General features: G+C 52.2%; 16 protein-coding genes. 12 read left to right on the forward strand and 4 right to left on the reverse strand.

Translation table 11 applies throughout. The annotated features are described in order from the left end of the window. Positions 1 to 86: 86 nt before the first annotated feature. Positions 87 to 518 carry a universal stress protein gene (locus tag ES815_RS19930; RefSeq protein WP_142489359.1) on the forward strand — a complete coding sequence of 144 codons (432 nt, stop codon included), beginning with the start codon at positions 87 to 89 and terminating at the stop codon, positions 516 to 518. A 42-nt stretch (positions 519 to 560) separates the two neighbouring features. Here the strand turns inward: ES815_RS19930 and ES815_RS19935 are convergent, their stop codons facing one another. Both ES815_RS19935 and ydfG read right to left on the reverse strand, forming a co-directional pair. Continuing rightward, positions 561 to 1247, reverse strand: coding sequence for a GntR family transcriptional regulator (locus ES815_RS19935; RefSeq protein WP_142489360.1), 687 nt, complete (start codon positions 1245 to 1247; stop codon positions 561 to 563). Between the two features lie 91 nt (positions 1248 to 1338). Further along, a complete protein-coding gene (gene ydfG / locus ES815_RS19940; protein ID WP_142489361.1) occupies positions 1339 to 2085 on the reverse strand; it encodes a bifunctional NADP-dependent 3-hydroxy acid dehydrogenase/3-hydroxypropionate dehydrogenase YdfG in 747 nt (248 codons plus the stop codon). 153 nt (positions 2086 to 2238) lie between these two features. Here ydfG and dcp point away from each other — a divergent pair, with 153 nt between their 5' ends. The 5 genes from dcp (at position 2239) to ES815_RS19965 (ending at position 8262) form a co-directional block, all read left to right on the forward strand. After that, positions 2239 to 4284, forward strand: a complete 2046-nt coding sequence (gene dcp, locus ES815_RS19945; RefSeq protein WP_142489362.1) for a peptidyl-dipeptidase Dcp — start codon at positions 2239 to 2241, stop codon at positions 4282 to 4284. Positions 4285 to 4505: 221 nt separating this feature from the next. Next, positions 4506 to 5714 (forward strand): sugar efflux transporter, encoded by a 1209-nt coding sequence (locus ES815_RS19950; protein ID WP_142489363.1) that lies wholly within the window; start codon positions 4506 to 4508, stop codon positions 5712 to 5714. A gap of 297 nt (positions 5715 to 6011) precedes the next feature. After that, complete coding sequence (locus tag ES815_RS19955; RefSeq protein ID WP_260609634.1) at positions 6012 to 6569, forward strand: histidine phosphatase family protein; 558 nt, start codon at positions 6012 to 6014, stop codon at positions 6567 to 6569. A 204-nt stretch (positions 6570 to 6773) separates the two neighbouring features. Next, the gene (locus ES815_RS19960) at positions 6774 to 7685 is read left to right on the forward strand and encodes an alpha/beta fold hydrolase (protein WP_142489364.1); all 912 of its coding nucleotides are present in this window, start codon (positions 6774 to 6776) and stop codon (positions 7683 to 7685) included. A 244-nt stretch (positions 7686 to 7929) separates the two neighbouring features. Beyond that, entirely contained in the window at positions 7930 to 8262 is a 333-nt protein-coding gene (locus ES815_RS19965; RefSeq protein ID WP_142489365.1) for an EmrE family multidrug efflux SMR transporter, read from the forward strand. 227 nt (positions 8263 to 8489) lie between these two features. On the opposite strand, the gene ES815_RS19970 is transcribed toward ES815_RS19965, so the two are convergent. Both ES815_RS19970 and ES815_RS19975 read right to left on the reverse strand, forming a co-directional pair. Beyond that, positions 8490 to 9227, reverse strand: coding sequence for an SDR family oxidoreductase (locus ES815_RS19970; RefSeq protein WP_142489366.1), 738 nt, complete (start codon positions 9225 to 9227; stop codon positions 8490 to 8492). 184 nt (positions 9228 to 9411) lie between these two features. Next, positions 9412 to 10589 (reverse strand): IS3 family transposase gene (locus tag ES815_RS19975; protein ID WP_142486209.1). Its coding sequence is split into 2 segments (ribosomal slippage): positions 9412 to 10331 and positions 10331 to 10589, totalling 1179 coding nucleotides; the frame shifts between segments, so codons are not numbered across the junction. Positions 10590 to 11280: 691 nt separating this feature from the next. On the opposite strand from ES815_RS19975, the gene ES815_RS19980 reads away from it, so the two are divergent. The 6 genes from ES815_RS19980 (at position 11281) to pgaD (ending at position 20029) form a co-directional block, all read left to right on the forward strand. Beyond that, complete coding sequence (locus tag ES815_RS19980) at positions 11281 to 11982, forward strand: Slam-dependent surface lipoprotein (RefSeq protein ID WP_185902351.1); 702 nt, start codon at positions 11281 to 11283, stop codon at positions 11980 to 11982. Between the two features lie 52 nt (positions 11983 to 12034). Beyond that, on the forward strand, positions 12035 to 13450 hold the full coding sequence (locus ES815_RS19985) for a surface lipoprotein assembly modifier (RefSeq protein WP_185902352.1): 1416 nt from the start codon (positions 12035 to 12037) through the stop codon (positions 13448 to 13450). 323 nt (positions 13451 to 13773) lie between these two features. Further along, on the forward strand, positions 13774 to 16239 hold the full coding sequence (gene pgaA / locus ES815_RS19990; protein ID WP_142489369.1) for a poly-beta-1,6 N-acetyl-D-glucosamine export porin PgaA: 2466 nt from the start codon (positions 13774 to 13776) through the stop codon (positions 16237 to 16239). Positions 16240 to 16248: 9 nt separating this feature from the next. Next, entirely contained in the window at positions 16249 to 18264 is a 2016-nt protein-coding gene (gene pgaB / locus ES815_RS19995; RefSeq protein WP_142489370.1) for a poly-beta-1,6-N-acetyl-D-glucosamine N-deacetylase PgaB, read from the forward strand. Then, positions 18261 to 19595: a poly-beta-1,6-N-acetyl-D-glucosamine synthase gene (gene pgaC / locus ES815_RS20000; RefSeq protein ID WP_142489371.1), complete on the forward strand. Its 1335-nt coding sequence runs from the start codon at positions 18261 to 18263 to the stop codon at positions 19593 to 19595. Before pgaB ends, pgaC begins: the two co-directional genes overlap by 4 nt. Next, positions 19592 to 20029, forward strand: a complete 438-nt coding sequence (gene pgaD, locus ES815_RS20005; protein WP_142489372.1) for a poly-beta-1,6-N-acetyl-D-glucosamine biosynthesis protein PgaD — start codon at positions 19592 to 19594, stop codon at positions 20027 to 20029. Before pgaC ends, pgaD begins: the two co-directional genes overlap by 4 nt. The last annotated feature ends 107 nt before the right edge of the window (positions 20030 to 20136 follow it).

Below are 20136 nucleotides of genomic sequence, written 5' to 3' on the forward strand. Positions count from 1 at the left end.
TGACCCTGCTGTTTAACCTTCGTTTGATAAACGCGTGTCACTCTGGATATCGTTAATAAAACATTATCGATATAAGGAGAAGGCGTATGCATAAAAAAATTTTGATGCCTGTCGATGTATTTGAAATGGATTTAAGTGATAAGGCTGTGCGTCATGCCGCGTTTCTGGCGCGGGCGGATAATGCCGAAATTACGCTGTTAAACGTCCTCCCGGTCAACAGTCGCGCCATGCTGCGTGGCTTCTCTTCGGATATCATTAAATTCGAAGCGTATATGACCGCAGAATCAAATAAAAAGATGAATGAGTTAAAACGACTCTTTGATATTCCGCCTGACAGTATTCACACCGCGGTGCGTTTTGGCAGCGTACGCGATGAAATTATCGCGATGGGTGCTGAAGGGGAGTTCGATATTATTGTTATCGGCTCGAAAAAACCGGGGGTAACGACCCATCTGTTGGGCTCGAACGCCGAATCGGTATTACGCTATGCCAAAATTCCGGTCTTAGTGGTGCGCTAAATAACTTACCGCATCCCGGGCATTTGACGGGATGCGGACCCATTACTCTTCGCTAAACCAGTCGCTGTTTTCCTGACGAATTAACTGCACCGACTCGCCAATTTCCTGCAGATGCAGGGTCATCGCTTTTTCTACCGCATCGGCGTCGCGTTTTTCCAGCGCGCTGAAAATATCCAGATGCTGACGCAGCAGCATCTCCGGCGGCGAGACGTGATCGAGGCTCATGTAACGCACGCGGTCCATGGTTGCCTTAATATTCTCGATGGTGTCCCAGGCCAGCTGGCAGTCGGCAATTTGTGCCAGTTTCTGGTGAAACTCGTCGTCAAGCAGGAAAAAATCATTCAGCTGTTTGCGCTCAATGGCGATGCGTTGCTGATGCAGGTTCTGCTCGATCAGGTAACACTGATGATCGTCGATAAGGTTCGCTGCGCGTCGTACCACGGCGCACTCAATGGCCTGACGGACGAAACAGCCATTACGCACCTGGGTGAGGGAGATCTTATTCACGTAGCTGCCGCGCTGGGGGCGGATCTGAATCAGACCGTTTTCAGCCAGCTTAATAAAGGCTTCACGAACCGGCTGGCGAGAGACATCAAAACGGACCGACACCTCTTTTTCAGAGAGCGGGGTGCCCGGCGGGATCAGACAGTGCACAATGTCGCTGCGCAAAATACGGTAAATCTGCTGATTAACGGGTTGGGTCGGATTGAGTTGCGATTCAGCGGCCATTGGTTGTGATTTCTCAAAGAATTAACCGGTAAATACTACCATTCTTTTGCCGGGCATCCCAGTCCCGGCCCTAAGGCCGGGCGGGGAAAGGTCATCCGCGATGGACGCTGAGACCGGCAAAACTCTGGCTGACCGGCATCATTTCAACGGTGTTAATGTTGACGTGTTTTGGCAGGGTGGCCACCCACCAGACGGCTTCAGTGACATCATCCGGCGTCAGGGCGGTGGTGTTCTCGTAGGTTTTACCGGCTTTATCGTCATCGCCTTTAAAGCGCACGTTGGAGAACTCCGTCCCGCCGACCAGGCCTGGCTCGATATCCGTCACGCGGATGGCGGTGCCGTGCAGGTCGGTGCGCAGATTCAGGCTGAACTGGCGCACAAAGGCTTTGGTCGCGCCGTAGACGTTACCGCCTGCGTAAGGCCAGCTGCCCGCGGTTGAGCCAATGTTGATCACATGACCACGGTTACGTTCGACCATTCCGGGCAGGACGGCACGGGTCATATAGACCAGGCCTTTGTTATTGGTGTCGATCATCGTTTCCCAGTCTTCCACGCTGGCTTTGTGGGCAGGCTCCAGCCCCAGCGCCAGCCCGGCATTGTTAACCAGTACGTCGATGTCACGCCATTCAGCCGGCAGGTTAGCCATCATCTCTTCAATGGATGCGCGGTTACGCACGTCCAGCTGCGCGGTCAGAATGTTCTCTCCGAGCTCCTCTTTCAGCTCCTGCAGACGCTCCTGACGACGACCGGTGGCAATCACCTTATGCCCGTTGGCGACGAAGCGACGCGTGATACTTTCACCAAAACCCGCTGTCGCCCCGGTAACTAATATAATCATCTCACTGTTCCTCAACGCTTTTTGTGTTTTACTACCATAGCATGTGATCTGACGCAGAGTAAGGCGACATTTTGCCCCCTTCGGGTCACAGAGATTGCAGCGACTGTCGGGCTGGCCTACTCTGGTGAAATTCATCGTATTCAGGAGTCTGATATGTCTGGCACTAACCCCTTTACCGCAAGCAGCCTTTTGCCGTACCAGGCACCGCATTTTGATCTGATCGACGACAGCCACTATCGCCCGGCCTTCGACGACGCCATCCGCCAGAAGCGCGAAGAGATCGCCGCAATCGCCGGGTCTGCGGCGGCGCCTGACTTTAACAATACCGTGCTGGCGCTGGAGAACAGCGGCGGCCTGCTGAGCCGGGTGAGCAACGTCTTCTTTGCCATGACCTCGGCACATACTAATGATTATCTGCAGCAGCTGGAGGAGGCTATCGCCACCGAGCTGGCGGCGCTGTCCAATGATATCTGGCTGAACGACGCGCTCTTTGCCCGGGTGGATGCTGTCTATCACGCGCGGCAGACGATGGCTCCGGACGCGGAGTCCCTGCGCCTGATCGAGGAACTGCACCAGCGCTTTATCCTGGCCGGGGCTCGCCTGGGAGAGGCGCAAAAACAGGCGCTGAAAGCGATTAATACGGAGTCTGCCGCCCTCACCAGCCAGTTTAACCAGCGTTTGCTGGCGGCTGATAAAGCGGGCGGGCTGGTGGTGGATTATCCTCATCAGCTGGATGGCATGAGCCAGGCAGAGAAGGCGGCAGCAGCCCAGGCGGCAGCGGAGAAGGGGCTTAGCGATCGCTGGCTCATTCCGCTGCTTAACACCACCCAGCAACCGGCCCTGCAACAACTACGCGATCGCCAGACCCGGGAAAATCTGTTCAACGCGGGCTGGCTGCGCACGCAAAAAAACGATGCCAACGATACCCGTGAGCTGGTACGTCGTCTGGTAGCGCTGCGGGCGCGTCAGGCTGAACTGCTGGGCTTCGACAGCTATGCCAGCTGGAAAATTGCCGACCAGATGGCGAAAACGCCCGACGCCGCGCTGGCGTTTATGCGCGGCATTGTCCCGGCCGCGCGCGGGCGCGCATTGCAGGAGCAGGCCGATATCCAGAAGGTGATTGATGATGAACAGGACGGATTTAACGTGCAGGCCTGGGACTGGTCGTTTTATGCCGAACGCGTGCGACTGGCGAAGTACGCCCTGGATGAATCACAGGTCAAACCCTATTTTGCCCTAAACCGGGTGCTGACCGACGGCGTCTTCTGGGCGGCGACCCAGCTGTTCGGCATTACCTTTGTCGAGCGCAACGACATCCCGGTTTATCATCCTGACGTGCGCGTCTGGGAAATCTTCGATCACCACGGGGAAGGGATGGCGCTATTTTACGGTGACTTCTTCGCCCGCGACTCGAAAGGCGGCGGGGCGTGGATGGGGAATTTTGTCGAACAGTCCCATGAATCTGGCACCCGTCCGGTGATCTATAACGTCTGCAACTATCAAATGCCGGCGGAGGGCCAGCCGGCGCTGATCTCCTGGGATGATGTGATCACCCTGTTCCATGAATTTGGTCACACCCTGCACGGACTGTTTGCCAGCCAGCATTACGCTACGCTCTCCGGGACCAACACGCCGCGCGATTTTGTCGAATTCCCGTCGCAAATCAACGAACACTGGGCCAGCCATCCGCAGGTCTTTGCCCACTATGCCCGCCACTATGAAACCGGGGAGCCGATGCCAGACTCCTTGCGCGAGAAAATGCTCAGTGCGACCCAGTTCAATAAAGGCTATGACATGACCGAGCTGCTCAGCGCCGCGCTGCTGGACATGAACTGGCACGGGTTAGCCGCCAACGAAGCGCCAGAGGATGTTGAGGCCTTTGAAACCGCAGCCCTGGAGCGCGAACAGCTGCATCTCTCCGCGATACCGCCGCGCTATCGCAGCAGCTACTTTGCCCATATCTTCGGCGGCGGCTATGCGGCGGGCTATTACGCCTATTTGTGGACGCAAATGCTGGCCGACGATGGCTACCAGTGGTTTGTGGAAGAGGGCGGCCTGACCCGCGAAAACGGGCAGAAATTCCGCGAGGCGATTTTGTCCCGCGGCAATGGCACTGATTTAGCTGAACTTTATCGTCAGTGGCGCGGGCACGATCCGCAGATTGAGCCGATGCTGGTGAATCGCGGGTTGAGTTCGTAAGGAATTTTTAGGCTGGAAACAGAACCGGGCGTGATGCCCGGTTTTTTTGCAACAGTCTGGTCTCGCTTTGAGCGAGAAGCGGACGTTCAGTCAGAGTATCTAAGGAGCTGGACACAAATCTTCTGACAAAGCGCTAAGAGCCCAAAACCATCACACCTCATATGAAGTGAAATAGTGGACTATCCTGAGACGTTTCCGTGTTAAAAAGAAGATTACCTTACATGGAGATGTTGTTATTTATGGCTTTTTTTTCCGGAATCACTGGGCGGCTGTTCCTCATAAACGTAATGACCGCCATTTCATATGCCTTCATATTGCCTGTAATGAGTCTTTTTTTAATAAACGGGTTACATGCTAGCCCGATTTTTATCACTTTCTACAGCCTGGGGTTTGCCCTGTCAGGATTGTTTTTCAGCCAGCTGATGGGATCTCTTGCAGATAAGGGACATCCAGTCAGGCAACTTTTCATGATTTCTGTTACGTCGCTTTTTGTGGCGGGTTTAGCCTTCAGTTTCTGTCGTGAACCTGTCGAGGCTCTGGCCATCGGCATTTTCTTAATGGGGCCAGGCAATGCGTCTATCCCGTTACTCCTGTCGATGATCCGAAAGCATTCACTGTCGGCGGGGCTTAACGCTACGCGACTCAATACGCAAATGCGTTCAGGCGTGTCAATTGTATGGATTGCCGGACCGGCTCTGGCATTTGTCTTCGCCGACCGATTTGGCTTCACCTTTAATTTTCTGGCCTCAGCCCTGCTTGCGGCCATAACCTTACTTGCAAGCCAGTTTCTGCTTTCGAAGGATAAAAAAACTGTCAGTACAGGCAGAACAGAAACAACTCAAGCCAGTAATGCCCCTATCACGGGCATGATTTGGGCTCTGGGCGCAGTAATGATGCTGGCAAATTTATCCAATAACATGTACCTGACCATTATGCCGCTCTACCTGGTACACGAGCTTAATTTACCCGCTTCGTTTCCGGGTTTTCTGCTGGGTGCAACCGCGATAATGGAGATTCCCGTTATGCTTGCCGCTGCTCATCTGGCAGAGAAAACAGGGAAAGAACCACTGATTATGGTCGGATTTCTCTTTGCTGCCGTCTATTACAGCCTGCTTCAGCTGGCCACTAACATGACAGAACTGATTGTGCTGCAACTTTTTAACGGATTATTCTTTGGTATTTTTGTCGGCTTAGGCATTTCTCTTATTCAGGACGCGTTGCCTGAACGTAGCGGCTTCGCATCAGCATTTCACTCCAATGCCATGCGCACAGGCATGATGTCAGGCAATGGTATTGCCGGTCTGATGGCGCAAGTAGCAGGGTTTAAAATGACGCTGCTTGTTCCATTGTTATCAGTGTGTTGTGCTGCTTTGCTAATGCTTTGCATAAAGAGAAATCACCCGACAAAAAACAGTTCACCAATGGGCTGACAGTCCTCATAAATATACGTACAAACCCGATTAACCAGCGCTGTTGCTTCGATTTTATTCTCATTAATACACTGTCCGCTTCTGGCACGAAGCGGACGAGCTAACTGAGCTGAAGGTCTGCTGTGAGCGAAAAGCGACGGTACGGGCTGTATCATTCTATCTGTATCTGCGCACATTGATCTTCATCTGGCACGTTATCTAAGCATCCAGGGTCAACCCTAAATATGGTGGTAGTGCATCCTGCCTTCATCGCGTTAGTCTATCGGCGTCAAAAGGATCACAAGAACAAAGCGCTTTATGGAAATTATTTTGATGCGTCATGGAAAGCCGTCATTTACAGGTTCTTCGAGGGTAACGAGCCTTGAGATGAACGAATGGATTTCACAATATGATCTCTCTGATACGGGCAGCGATATGCCCCCGCAATCATGTAAAGCATTAGCATCCAGCGCATTGCACATCATAAGCAGTCCTCTTCCCAGAGCGCTTTCATCTCTGAAGGCATTAGGGCGTGAACCGGATATCATTGATGAAGCCTTCAGGGAAGCTGACTTGCCCCTGTTCGGGATGCCCGCTGTTAAGTTATCCCCCATCGTCTGGGCATCTCTCTTCCGCGTGATGTGGCTTTGTGGCATCTCCCGTAATGTAGAGTCCTTGGGAATAGCTAAGCAACGCGCCGTTCAGGCTGCGGATATCCTGGTCATGTCTGCAAAAGTATCAAATGGACCTGTGCTGCTCATGGGTCATGGGGTGATGAATCGGCTGATTGCAAAGGAACTCATATCGTTAGGCTGGAAAGCGTGCCGTCGCCAGGGTAGTGGTTACTGGAACGCGGGTATTTACAGCTTACTCTAAGTAAAGATCTTAATTAAACATTCACTCTATCTGGCCTTTTGAGGCTAACAGGTCTGCTTCTGGCCCCTCTATTCTGCAGGGCGAGGAGCAGTTATTTTTAGATGTTGCCCCGTTCTTCTGCGTTAACACTCAGTGGGGGAATTAATCAGGCCGAGCGCGGGGTCCCGCTCTTTTTTAACCGGCTGGCTTAAACAGGAAGATTTGATGTATACCAAAAATATTCGTGCGATGCTCGGAGGGGCTTTTCTATTGACGTCAGTCTTCATCCCAACGTCCAAAGCTCAATCTCTGTCCATATCATCAGAATATCCAAACTTGCAGCCTGTGTCCGTTCAAACACAAGGCTCAGGAAAAGATGTCATATTGATCCCAGGGCTGGCGTCGTCTCGAGGAATTTGGACCGATTTAGCATCAGGTTTACAGCTGAACCATCGCGTTCACATTTTAGAACTCGCGGGCTTTGCGAGTACACCTGCTATTTCCCACCGGGACGGGAAGATCATCGCTCCGGTAGTTGACGCCATCGCTGAATACATCCGCACCCAACACATCAAAGCTCCTGCGATCATTGGCCACTCTCTTGGCGGGGAGATTGCATTGATGCTGGGGGCACAGCATCCTGACCTGGTCGGTCGCTTAATGATTGTCGATGCTTTGCCGTTCTATATGTTAATGATTGACCCTGCGGCGACCAGCGAATCAGCTTCTCAGCGTGCTATTGCAACAAGAGATTGGATACTGGCGCAATCGCCGGAAGAATTTGTAGCGTTTCAGAAAACATCCATAGCCCGTTTAGCTAAGACCGAGGCGGTGAGGCCTGCACTGTTGGCTGCAGGGCTCAGTTCCGATCGCAGAACCCTTGCAGATGCTGTGTATGAATTGATGATTACCGATTTGCGCCCCGAGCTTGACCACATCAGAGCACCGATTGAGATCGTTTATGCGTATGACGCCTTATTCGGGGTGCCTGCATCCAGCGTGGATGAAATGTACCGTCGAGCCTATACCAATGCGCCAGATATCCATTTCACACGAATCGATGACAGTTTTCACTTTATCATGCTTGATCAGCCAGAACGATTCTCCAGCGCGGTTCAGTCATTCTTAAACAAATAAGGCATGCTTAGGGCGCACATAAATCGACGTTACTGCAGCGGCCGCAAAACAGTGATGTCCGCTCTATGCCAACTGCGGACGTTGTTGTGTTTAACATCAGATGAAACAGCAGAGCTACTTACATGGAACCTGACTATTGGATCAGAACGTTTGTAACTCCTAAACAGTTAGTGTTGATCGCCTTCAGGCGCACCTAACCCTATGTGATATAATTGATTTTTGGGTTTTGATATGAGGTCAGGTTGTGAATACATATATTTTGCTTGGTGGGGCCATCGTCGCTGAAGTAATCGGAACAACTCTGATGAAATACTCTGAAGGGTTTACACGTCTATGGCCATCTGTAGCCACCATTGTTTGCTACTGCGTCGCTTTCTATCTTCTCGCCCAGACGCTGTCGAACATCCCTACAGGTATTGCTTACGCCATTTGGTCAGGTGCTGGCATCGTATTAATCAGCCTTGTAGGCTGGCTGGTAAGTGGACAAAAGCTTGATTTCCCGGCGATAGCGGGTATGTTCCTGATTTGTGCTGGAGTTTTGGTTATCAATATTTTTTCAAAATCTTCTCCTCATTAAATCCATTAAGTGCGCGTCAGACCTCTGGCGCGCTTGGGCATGCCTTTGGTTAATTGAACAGCTTTCAAATCCATTCCCACTATGTCTGCTTCTCGCTCACAGCAGACCTTCAGCTCAGTTAGCTCGTCCGCTTCGTGCCAGAAGCGAACAGTCTCATGGAGCGTGTAGGCCCGCTATGAGTTAGGATCGGACGTTAACTGCTCCGATAAGCGTCGCCAGATTCAGCTTCAGACTCTCAGTTTTTCGCGAGTTGGACCTTCAAAGTAGATGCTACTGATATGGCAGCTACGCGGTTGAGCCAGCACAAAACGAATTGCTTCCCAGACTGAACGCCCATTCATCAGACGTTCCCCCATTTTGGGTCGGCTATCGACAAACGTACCTAATCCTGTTAGTTCGAAATCCGGAGGATACAACCCAGTCACACGTATATTTTCTTCGGACAACTGTTGCGAGAGTTTAGTTGTAAATCCGCTAAGCCCGTGTTTGCTGGCAAAAAAAGCGGGGTGCGCAATGGAATCTGTAAAATTTGGAATCCCACATGAAGATATAATTGAAACGATATCCGCACTTTCTGAACGTCTTAACCCGGGTAGTAACGCCTGAGTCAGTAGAATCGAACCTGTCAGTCCCGAACTGACGGTATTGATAATCTCTGTGTTTGGTTGATCGTCTAACGTTCCTGACAGCCATTGAGCATCATTAAGGATTAAAATGTCTATGGGTCTGTCTGAAGTTAACAACTGTGAAGAAAACTGAGAAAGGGATTCAGGCTGAGTCAAATCACAGATATATCCTTTCGCCATTCCGCCTTCAGCCTTGATGATACCGCAAGTTTTTTGAATATCATCAACACGCCTCGCGCAAAAATCTACCTCGACGCCTTCTCGTGCCAGCCACACGCTCAGCGCCTGACCAAATCCCGCGCCGCCACCGGTAATCACAGCTCTTTTACCTCTAAGCATCTTCATCCATCCTTTATTAATGATTGTGTGGATGTAGATATACATGAGGAGGTAGATTGGCATCTTTCAGTTAGTGCCATTTTGAGACGACAGGAAGACGCTGTATATCCAGACCATTTGGTGCCTGAACATCGCATTAAATATCGTTATGAGTTTTCTGATGTAGATTGTAATAGTGAAGTGGTCAACAAAAACTGGCCACGGCTTTAGAGTTTTTCCAGAACAATCGCTCTGATTCATTGGGTGTTAAGCCACCGTTATATTGGTGGGGTCTGAGCTGGCTGTAATAACCAATGATGTAATTCGTTATTGATCTATTTGCTTCGCTAAAATTAGCGTATCCACAGTTCGGTACCCATTCTGATTTCAGGCTGCGAAAAAATCGTTCCATTGGGCTGTTGTCCCAGCAGTTCCCACGTCGACTCATGCTTTGCTTTATACGATAACGCCACAGTAACCGTCTGAACTCCCTGCTGGTATAGTGACTTCCCTGGTCAGAATGATACATAACGTCAGCCGGTTTTCCCCTGGCTTCCCAGGCCATCGTTAATGCTTTTCCTGTCAGAGCTGTGTCCGGAGAAAACGACATCGCCCAGCCTATTGGCTTGCGGGAAAATAAATCCAGAACAACCGCCAGATAAGCCCACCGTTTGCCCGTCCAGATGTAGGTCACGTCGCCGCACCAGGTCTGATTAGGTTCCGTTACTGCAAACTGGCGATCCAGATGATTAGGGATATCCACATGCTCTTTTGTGGCTTTTTTGTAGCGATGCTCCGGTTGCTGGCAACTAACAATATTCAGCTCTTTCATTATCTTACTGGCCCGCCAGCGACTCAACGGAACACCTTTTGCGCTGACCATATCGGCAATGCTCCGGGCCCCCGCAGAGCCATTACTGGCATGATGAACTTCACGAACCAGGCTAAGTATAACGATATGTTTTGCATCAGGTTTCTGCGGTCGGCTTAGCCAGTACCGATAGCTACTGCGATGGATCCCGAACACATTGCAAATAAAGGCAACAGGAAACCGCGTCCTGAGTTTCTCAACTAACGAGAATTGTTCAGGGAGTCTGACATCAAGAGCGCGGTAGCCTTTTTTAATATATCGTTTTCCATTTCAACACGTTGCAGTCGTTTTTCTAATTCACGAATGCGAAGTTGCTCAGGCGTCATCGGAGAGGCCTTTGGGGATTTACCTGCGCGTTCTTCTTTAAGCTGGCGAACCCATTTATCCATCGTGGATTTACCAACATTCATTGCCGTTGCAGCGGCGGCAACGGTGTAGTGCTGATCGAGTACAAGCTGGGCAGCCTCAAGTCGGAACTCGGGGCTAAAATTGCGTCTGTTACGTCCGGTCATAATGTCACCTGTTTTGACTATGAGGTGATGATATCACCTCTATTCAGGTGGCCAAATTCAGTAAACCACTTCATAGCGACTTTTTTAGGCTTTCTACGTGTAATGCGGCGTATAGAAGTTATCAATCTTAGGGTTAATCAGCACCGCTGAACGTATTGCCATAAAGAGTGTTGCCCGCCAGCTGCCCGCTGTCTCAGTCATTCGGGCATACGCCAACCAGCGCCGGAACAGGCAAAATAACCAACAACAGCGGAAGTGGTTTGTTGGTTGAACTCAGCCTGACGCATACATTATTGCTCTGATAGAGCGTTTAAAATAATTTCAGTGTTGTTGCGTTGAAAAAAATAATAAATGCTGAAAAAAAATGTAAAGACCTGAGTGACATAATTTGTACTAAGCACAAAAGAGGATGAATTAGGGCACATAAAAGAAAGCGCGTGAAAAAAACGCTAATTAATCGCCTTAAGTCAAATTAACGCCACTTAACAGATCCATAGGCGCAAGGTTATGTAAGTGGTTGTTAAGATTAATCTTAGAATTGGCGGGAATAAGGACTATTCATTAGAGATGCTGAATGTTTTGGCGTAAATTTATTCGCAAAAATTATGTTACAAATTCTACGAATTTATTCACAACCAAGGACGTTTAGCGTATGGGGATCTTAAAACCTGGATTATTACTGACTGCTTTTGTGCTGACTGCATGTGGTGGCGGTGGCGGTGGTGGTGGTAGCGACAGCACGCCTCCAGTAACCACTGCGCCTGTGCAAACGGATAACGGCAATACGGATACCACACCGGAAACCCCTGCCACGGCACCGGTCAGCCTGACCACCGGCGGTACCCTTTCTGGTTGGACCTACACCACCCCTGAGGGCCGTGAATATGTTTTGCGCAACTCCGGGATCTCTGCGGGCTCGGTGCAAACTCATGGGGTCACCCGTGGTGGTGGCCAATTCCTGATCTCCTCAACATCATGGTGCTGTGGTCGTATGAGTTACACCATCTTCGGTACCTGGACACAGCATGAAACAGGGCAGCATGAGGTCTTCTACACCGGGGATGCCACGCTAGCGGCTAACATGCCAACCCAGGGAACGGCGACCTATGTGGGTCAGGGTATGCGTGAAAGTAACCTGAGTGATGCTCGCTTTGACATTGATTTTGCGGCGAAAACCATCACTGGCACCATTGCAGCCAATGATACCTTTGGTAGCGAAATTGCGATGCAGGGCAACATTGCCAACGGTGGTTTCACCGGTAACGCGCAATCCGGCGGGCAGGAGGGGACGTTCACCGGACATTTCAATGGCCCTACGGCTGAAGAGTTGGGCGGTCTGGCGCAGTTTACAGACACGACTAAAAACGCATCCTTTGGCGCGACACGTCAATAAATCGTTTTCCGGTCAGCCTGGCTGACCGGACCTTCAGATGGTAAGCCTTTCTATGAATATTTTGCGTACTGGCGCACTGAGTTTGCTGTGCCCGCTCAGCGTTGCGTTTGCTGCGCCGCCGGAAACCGACTCGATTCCTGCTGCCCCCCACTTTGAACGACTGACCACGCCGGACAAGCGCACCGAGCCTGGCGACAAGACACTGCATGTTACCAATACTCAACTGGCGGAACAGCCAGAGCTGGCGATGGCGCTGCTCGATCAGGCCATTCGTGAAGAAAAGTGGCCGATGGTTCGTGCCATTTTACCCGTCTATGCGGCGTCTCCCAATCCGGATTCTACCCTGATTCATTTTGCGAAAGCCGGGCTGGCGCGCAGCCAGGGGCATTATGCAGAGGCGATTGAACACTATCGCGCTATTCTGACCAGGCACCCTGACTTTGCTGCGGTGCGTCTGGATTTAGCGCGTGCCATGTTTGAAAATCGTCAGTTTGACGCGGCTGATTATCAATTTCGTCGTGTATTACAAAGCAACCCGCCGGAGAATATTCAGCAGGTCATTGCACAATACCTTGAGCGTATTCAGAAAGGCAGCGCATTAACGGGTTCATTCAGCGTGAGTTATCTGAATGACAGCAATGTGAATAATGCTTCATCGGGTAAAACCATTCGGGTTGGCGATCGTCTGTTTATTCGTAATAAGGATAGTTTCCCTCAGCGCGGAGAAGGTTTCTGGTTCAATGGCGCATTACAAAAAGATGTCCAACTCTACGATCAGCATGGCTTGCGATTTCTTGGTACGGTAAACGGTAAGAGTTACTGGAATAATCATGATTTTGATGATATTACCACCCGTGCTTATGCTGGATATCAATGGCGTAATTTCCGGCAGCAATTTGCCCTGTTACCTTTTTATGAAAAAAGATGGTATGGCACCGAGGCGTACTCTTCTGGCCCTGGCGTCCGCGCCGAATACAGTTATTTACTTACGCCCACCTGGCAGGTGAGTCAGGCGCTGGAATATCAGAAACTGGATTATGATGATGAAAATTATCGATTCTTGCGCGGGCAAAATCGTTACTCTTCCACAACCCTGTCCCATGCCTTCAGTAACCGGGTGTCAGGGTTTGCCGGCTTCGATCTGCTCGATCAGCAGACCTTCACTCGCAGTGAGTCTAACCACCGGGTAGGTTTGCGCAGCGGGGTGCAGGTTGATATGCCCTGGCAACTCTCTTTTGCCGCCACCACGGCCATTGCCAGACGCAATTATCAGGCCGACAGTGATATCTTTTCGACGCGACGGAAAGATAACGAACAGATCTATAACCTCTCGCTCTGGCATCGCGACCTTTATTTCTTTGGGGTAATGCCGAAACTGAATTTCACCTATAAACGGGTCGATAGCAATATCGATTTCTATGATTATCGACAGAGAAATGTCACGCTTTCTGTGGATAAGAATTTTTAACAGACGTTTGCCAGGCCATTTTAGTGAGTATGCAGAAAAAGACTAATACGAAAGAATGAATTTAACATGAAAAGCACGCTCCGGCGTGTTTTTTTATTTCATGAGTTGGTAAAAGGCAAGCGTGGCTGCTAACTTTTCGAGTGCCGCCCAGGTGTTTTTTTAAAACAGGTAGTCATTGGCTGGATAATGGTAAATACGAAAAAAGTATGACATTACAAATTCATCTGTACTTTTTTCTTTCTTGCTTAGCTATTAAATTTCCGTCATCTTTTAGTCATGTATAAATGAAAAGCTCACGTTAAAACAGAGATTAAGGGTTAGCCATGTTCAGAGTTTCCTGCTCCTCTTGCGTTATTAAACCCTTACGTTCAGGACGATATTTATTAATGGTGAGCATGTTATTCCCGACATGGGCATACGCCGAAATGTCTGCCTACGACGAACTTATTATTCAGGCACGGGATGGCGACCGCCAGCCTTTATTGCAATACCTTGCCGTTCGGGAAAAGCAGACACAGTTAACGGCGGGAGAGATTGCTGACTGGCTTCAGGTTTCCTCATGGGCCAATAATGACGTTGAGACGCTGGCGGTATGGGAGCGTTATCGCCAAAGCATGGCCATCCCTGCCAGAGGGCAGGTCGCTGCCGCCCGCGCGCTGCGTAACCAAAAGCAGTGGAATGACTCGCTGGCCGTCTGGGAAACCGTTCTGCAAGATGAGCCCGGCAATAGCGACGCCCGCACCGGCTGGATAATGACGCTCGCAGATGCCCATCGCAACGAGCAGGCCATCACCGAAGCCCGGCGCTGGGCAGACGAGGAGCCGGGGCCAGAGAGGGAGGCACTGCTGGCTTATGTTTATCATGCTCAGGGGAAAAACTGGGATTCAGTACTGGCGGCCAGCCAAATCGATACCGATTCAGACCACAACAAAAACGTGGTGCCCACGCTGCTGGCTGCCATGTCGGCCAACCGCATTGCCGGCCCCGCGCTGACCCTTTCAGAGCGCTTCCCGCAGCCTGATGCCATTACACGTCAACTTGAACTGGATGCGGCGGCGCAAACCGTCCGCACTGCGTTCACGCCCACCCGCAATGAAGAGGAACGATTTCTGGTGGCAGATAAAGCACTGGCTCGCTATGACGCGCTGATTGCCGAGTGGAAATCCCATCCCGAGGCGCAAGGTGATGTGCGACGCGCCAGAATTGACCGGCTGGGGGCGCTGGTTATCCGTAAACGCATGGATGAAGCGATCGCCGAATTTGAGTCGCTCGAGGCGAGCGGAACGCCGGTTCCTGACTACGCCAGACGATGGGTCGCTTCTGCATATCTTGCGCAGAAGCAGCCGGACAAAGCCGAGTCGCTGCTTGAAAGCATCTATTTTCCGCGTGGCTCGACCCTGGCATCACAGCCGTTGACCATGGACGATCAACAGGAACTGCTGTTTGCCCGTCTCGATAACAACCATTTCGACGAAGCGAAGCAGCAACTGGATACATACACTAAAGAGAACCCTTACCTGCGACAAATCTACGGTTCTCCTACGCCGGAGCCCAATGACAGCTGGCTACTGGCAAGAACCTTACAAACCGAATATCTGGTCGCCACCAATAATTTGCCTGCAGCCGAGACGCATGCGGAGCGGTTGGCGCGAACAGGATCGGGTAACCAGGCACTGCGTATTGCCTATGCGTCAGTGCTGCTGGCGAGAGGATTACCCCGTGCCGCAGAGCGCGAACTTAAGCTTGCCGAAGTCATTGAACCCAGCAACCTGGAGCTGGAACGGCAACAAGCATGGACGGCCATGGAGCTACAGGAGTGGCAGCAGGCCGACGAACTGACGAAGGATGTAGTTACCCGCAGCCCGGATGACGCCGCCACGTTGCAGCTTGAACGACTGATGGCGTTGCATAACAAAGCTGAACTGCGGATAGCCGGGTCTCAGGGCATCTCATCCGACAGTCCGGTCAGTGGCAAAAATGATTTTACCCTCAACGCTGCGCTTTATAGCCCACCTGTTAACCAAAACTGGCGACTGTTTACCGGCTACAACTTTGCCCGTGGCGAATTTGAGGAGGGGAAGGGCATAAGCCGGGACCTGCTGGCGGGCGTGGAATGGACGTCAAGGAATAGCTGGGCCGAAATGGAGGTCTCCGGGCGCAACGATGGCAGCGATCAGAAAATCGGCGGACGCCTCTCTGGCTGGTACGATTTCAGCGACAGCTGGCGGGTCGGGGGCTCGGCGGAGCGGTTATCCCGTAACACGCCGCTGCGTGCCCTGCGTAATGGGGTAAACGCCAACGGTGGCGATCTGTGGTTACGCTGGTATCAGAACGAACGACGCGAATATCAAGTTTCGCTTTTCGGTGCCCATTTCACCGACGGCAATGATCGACTGGAATACGGTATCAGCGGTAAAGAACGCCTCTGGACGCTACCACGTTTTACTCTGGATTTTCTCCCCGGCATCGGCGGCAGCCATAACAGCAAAGAAAATGTGCCTTATTACAACCCCAAACGCGATCTTGCAGCGGTTGCAGGGCTGCGCGCCGAACAGGTGCTGTACCGCCATTACGACACGGTCTGGAAGCAGCAGTTTGAGGCGGGGGCGGGCGGCTACTGGCAAAAAGGGCACAGTGCCGGGGCCATCAATCAGTTAGGTTACGGGCAACGTATTCAATGGAATAACGTAGTGGATGCCGGGGTGAAACTGACCTGGGATAAGCGTCCATACGACGGGAAGCGGGAGCGCAATATTGCCCTCGCATTTGATCTGAATGTCAGGTTTTAAGGGCGCTTCATGATGAAACGATGGCTTCTCGCCGCGAGGGTAATCGTCGGGTGGATGATGATGAGCATGTGTGCATTGGCCGCGGCACCGCGTTACCTTCCTCCCGCCGAGCGTCCGGCGCTGTATGCGGACCAGCGCTGGCCCACAAACAGCTTTCTGGTGCTGGGCTGGCATGACGTGGAGGACGGTGCCGCCGATCAGCGCTATCTGTCCGTGCGCACCAGCGCCCTGAACGACCAGTTTGCCTGGTTGCATGATAACGGCTACCACCCGATTAGCGTGCAGCAGGTGCTGGATGCCCATGCCGGAAAAATCACCTTGCCTGAAAAGGCGGTGATGCTGACCTTTGATGATGGATACAGTAGCTTCTCGACACGCGTTTTGCCGCTGCTTCGGTTGTTCAAATGGCCTGCTCTGTGGGCGCCTGTCGGCAGTTGGGTGGATGCACCGGAACATTCGCTGGTGGATTTTGGCGGACTAAAGACACCGCGGGAAAAGTTTGCCACCTGGAAAATGGTACGCGAGGCCAGCGAGTCGGGGCTTGTGGAAGTGGGGGCGCACACCTGGGCCTCCCATTACGGCCATCAGGCCAATCCGCAAGGCAGTAAGGAGCCCGCAGTCGCTAACCGGTTTTACGATAAAACCAGCGGACAGTACGAAACGGATGCGCAGTTTGAACAGCGTATTCGTGCTGACCTGTCGCGCATTTCGGGCAAAATCGAAGAGGTCACCGGGAAAGCACCGCGAGCCTGGGTCTGGCCCTACGGTGCGGCGAGCGGGACAACACTTAAGCTCGCGCATCAGCAGGGCTACCAGATAGCTTTCACCCTGAACCAGGGGCTGGCGAATGCCGCAAATCTGGAAGATGTTCCCCGGGTGCTGATTTCCAACAACCCTTCGCTGCGTAGCTTCGCCAGCCAGATAGCTCAGGTCAGGGAACCTGAGACCATGCGGGTTATGCATGTCGATCTCGACTATGTGTACGACAAAAACCTGGCTCAACAGCGTAAAAATATCGATCTGCTCATTCAGCGGGTTTTCGATATGAAGATCACCCATGTCTTTTTACAGGCCTATGCCGATCCGAAAGGGGACGGCAACGTCAATGCGCTCTATTTCCCCAGTCGCTGGCTCCCTATGCGGGCGGATCTGTTTAACTTCGTTTCCTGGCAGTTGCAGACCCGTGCCGCAGTGAAGGTTTACGCCTGGATGCCGGTACTGGCGTTTGGGTTAGACCCCTCGGTGCCTCGCGTGGCGGCCTGGTCGTCAGACACCGGACGAATTGCGCCAGATAATCGCCAGTATTTGCGCTTATCACCCTGGAGTGCGGTTGCCCGGCAGAGAATCAACGACATCTACGAGGACCTGGCGCGCCATGCCAACTTCAGCGGCATTCTGTTCCATGATGACGCTTTTTTGACCGACTTTGAGGATGCCTCCCCGGATGCGCTCAAAGCCTATCGTTTAGCAGGCTTCCCGGACGATCTCGCGCAGATTCGCGCCAACCCGGAACTGCTGGCGCGCTGGACGCGCTTTAAAAGTCGCGCCCTGATTGATTTTACCCGGGAGCTCACGCAAACCGTGCGTGCCGTGCGCGGCCCACAGATCAAAACCGCCCGCAACATTTACGCCATGCCGGTACTGGATCCCCAGAGCGAAACCTGGTTTGCGCAGAATCTGAATGATTTTCTCGGCACCTACGACTGGACAGCCCCGATGGCGATGCCGCTGATGGAGAATGTCCCGGTCAACGATGCCAATGCCTGGCTGGACAGACTCGTCGGGCAGGTAGCCCGTTACCCCGGCGCGCTGGATAAAACGGTCTTTGAACTTCAGGCACGCGACTGGCGTAAGGGGGCAGGGCAGGACAACATTAGCGGTGAAATGCTTAACGGGTGGATGCGGCAGCTCAAGCTGAGCGGTGCCAGAAACTATGGCTACTACCCGGACGATTTCATTAACGATCAACCCCGGATGGCAGAGATCCGTTCTGCTTTTTCCTCCTACTGGTATCCGCAAAAATGACCGATCGCCTCATCGCCTTTCTGATCCTTTGCCTGATGTTCAGTTTTCCGCTCGGCGTGGCGGTGATTTTTACCGGTGAAGTGATCCTTGATTTCGTCTTTTTCTGGCCGCTGTTTATGTCGGCCCTCTGGATAAGCGGTGGGCTTTACTTCTGGTTTCACCGCGAGCGCCACTGGCCATGGGGGCCGGGCACACCGCCACCTGTACTCGAAGGCAATCCGCTGATCTCCATTCTTGTGCCGTGCTTTAACGAAGGGCTGAATGCACGTGAGACTATCGAAGCGGCGCTGGCACAACGTTATGAAAATATAGAAGTGATTGCTATCAATGACGGTTCTATCGACAGCACCGCGGCCGTGCTGGACAAGTTAGCAAGTGAGTATGCGCGGCTGCGGGTGATTCATCTGGCGGAAAATCAGGGTAAAGCGGTAGCCCTGCAGGCGGGTGCCGCGGCGGCGCGCAGTGATTTTCTGGTGTGTATTGATGGTGATGCGCTGCTGGATAAAGATGCGGCGGTGTATATGGTCGCACCGCTGCTCAATCACCCTCGCGTGGGGGCCGTGACCGGTAATCCGCGTATCCGCACGCGTTCAACGCTGGTTGGGCGAGTCCAGGTGGGGGAATTTTCATCTATCATCGGCCTTATCAAGCGTACCCAGCGCGTCTATGGTCAGGTCTTTACCGTTTCCGGTGTCATTGCCGCTTATCGCCGTCGCGCCCTGGCAGAGGTGGGGTACTGGAGCCCGGATATGATCACGGAAGATATTGATATCAGTTGGAAGTTACAACTGCGCCACTGGTCAATTTTCTTCGAACCTCGTGCGCTGTGCTGGATTTTGATGCCCGAGACGCTGAAAGGGCTCTGGAAGCAGCGTCTGCGCTGGGCGCAGGGGGGCGCGGAGGTGTTTATCGTCAATATGCGTCGCTTGTGGAGCTGGGAGTACCGACGTATGTGGCCTCTGTTTATTGAGTTTTGTATGTCAACCGCATGGGCCTTTGCCTATGCCGTCAGCATTCTGTTGTTTCTCTTCGGGCTGCTTATTCCGATGCCCGATTCTTTATATGTTCAGCACCTTTTCCCACCGGCTTTTACTGGCCTGATGCTGGGCGTGGTCTGTCTGTTGCAGTTCACGGTCAGTCTGATTATTGAAAGACGCTACGAGAAAGGTATTGCGGCGTCTCTGTTCTGGATTATCTGGTTTCCGGTGGTGTACTGGATGTTGAGCCTGTTCACTACGCTTGTGGCTTTCCCGAAAGTCATGCTGCGCCGCAAACGCAGCAGAGCCCGTTGGGTGAGTCCCGATCGCGGTATTGGGAGATTAAAACCATGATCCAACCTTTAATTTTTACTGAACAACGGCTGTTTCCACGCGCGCTGGATTCTCTGTTAACCATCGTTGCCTGGCTGGGGTTTGGCTGGCTGATTTACAGTGGTCTGATAACCGCGATTGAACACAATCCTTTTATGGGGACCAGACCGTTCTACACCACGCTCAGTACGTTGAGTATCTACCTGCTGGTGGCCTGTCTTATAAGTCTGGCGCTGATCGCCTGGGCAAAATACAACCAGCTGCGCTTTCGTATTGAGCGTCGTAAGCGCCGGCCTGAACTTGAGCGCCATGAAGTTGCGGCAAGTTTCAATATCACCCCCGAACTGGCGCTAATGATGAGCGAGGCCAAAGTCTTTACCCTCGCTCATTACGATACGGGGGCAATTGACCGCGTGTGGATGGCGAAAATCCTCGCTAACGCGCAGCGCGAGTAACGAAAAACCTGCCGGTAATTCTGGATGTTTGCTGGCAGGTTTTTTATGGAGTACCTGCGGCTCGCTTAATACAGGAGGGCGGAATAGGCATGCGTAGAGCGATGCCT

Origin of the sequence: Leclercia adecarboxylata (genome assembly GCF_006874705.1) — a bacterium.
GTDB classification, from domain to species: Bacteria; Pseudomonadota; Gammaproteobacteria; order Enterobacterales; family Enterobacteriaceae; genus Enterobacter; species Enterobacter adecarboxylatus_C.

What these genes read in the sequence shown, in the direction of transcription:
- pgaD (WP_142489372.1), top strand. Translation starts at nt 19,592, where the DNA reads ATGATCCAACCTTTAATTTTTACTGAACAACGGCTGTTTCCACGCGCG.
- pgaA (WP_142489369.1), top strand. Translation starts at nt 13,774, where the DNA reads ATGTTCAGAGTTTCCTGCTCCTCTTGCGTTATTAAACCCTTACGTTCA.
- ES815_RS19960 (WP_142489364.1), top strand. Translation starts at nt 6,774, where the DNA reads ATGTATACCAAAAATATTCGTGCGATGCTCGGAGGGGCTTTTCTATTG.
- ES815_RS19930 (WP_142489359.1), top strand. Translation starts at nt 87, where the DNA reads ATGCATAAAAAAATTTTGATGCCTGTCGATGTATTTGAAATGGATTTA.
- pgaC (WP_142489371.1), top strand. Translation starts at nt 18,261, where the DNA reads ATGACCGATCGCCTCATCGCCTTTCTGATCCTTTGCCTGATGTTCAGT.
- dcp (WP_142489362.1), top strand. Translation starts at nt 2,239, where the DNA reads ATGTCTGGCACTAACCCCTTTACCGCAAGCAGCCTTTTGCCGTACCAG.
- ES815_RS19985 (WP_185902352.1), top strand. Translation starts at nt 12,035, where the DNA reads ATGAATATTTTGCGTACTGGCGCACTGAGTTTGCTGTGCCCGCTCAGC.
- ES815_RS19950 (WP_142489363.1), top strand. Translation starts at nt 4,506, where the DNA reads ATGGAGATGTTGTTATTTATGGCTTTTTTTTCCGGAATCACTGGGCGG.
- ydfG (WP_142489361.1), bottom strand. Translation starts at nt 2,085, where the DNA reads ATGATTATATTAGTTACCGGGGCGACAGCGGGTTTTGGTGAAAGTATC.
- ES815_RS19955 (WP_260609634.1), top strand. Translation starts at nt 6,012, where the DNA reads ATGGAAATTATTTTGATGCGTCATGGAAAGCCGTCATTTACAGGTTCT.
- ES815_RS19935 (WP_142489360.1), bottom strand. Translation starts at nt 1,247, where the DNA reads ATGGCCGCTGAATCGCAACTCAATCCGACCCAACCCGTTAATCAGCAG.
- pgaB (WP_142489370.1), top strand. Translation starts at nt 16,249, where the DNA reads ATGATGAAACGATGGCTTCTCGCCGCGAGGGTAATCGTCGGGTGGATG.
- ES815_RS19970 (WP_142489366.1), bottom strand. Translation starts at nt 9,227, where the DNA reads ATGCTTAGAGGTAAAAGAGCTGTGATTACCGGTGGCGGCGCGGGATTT.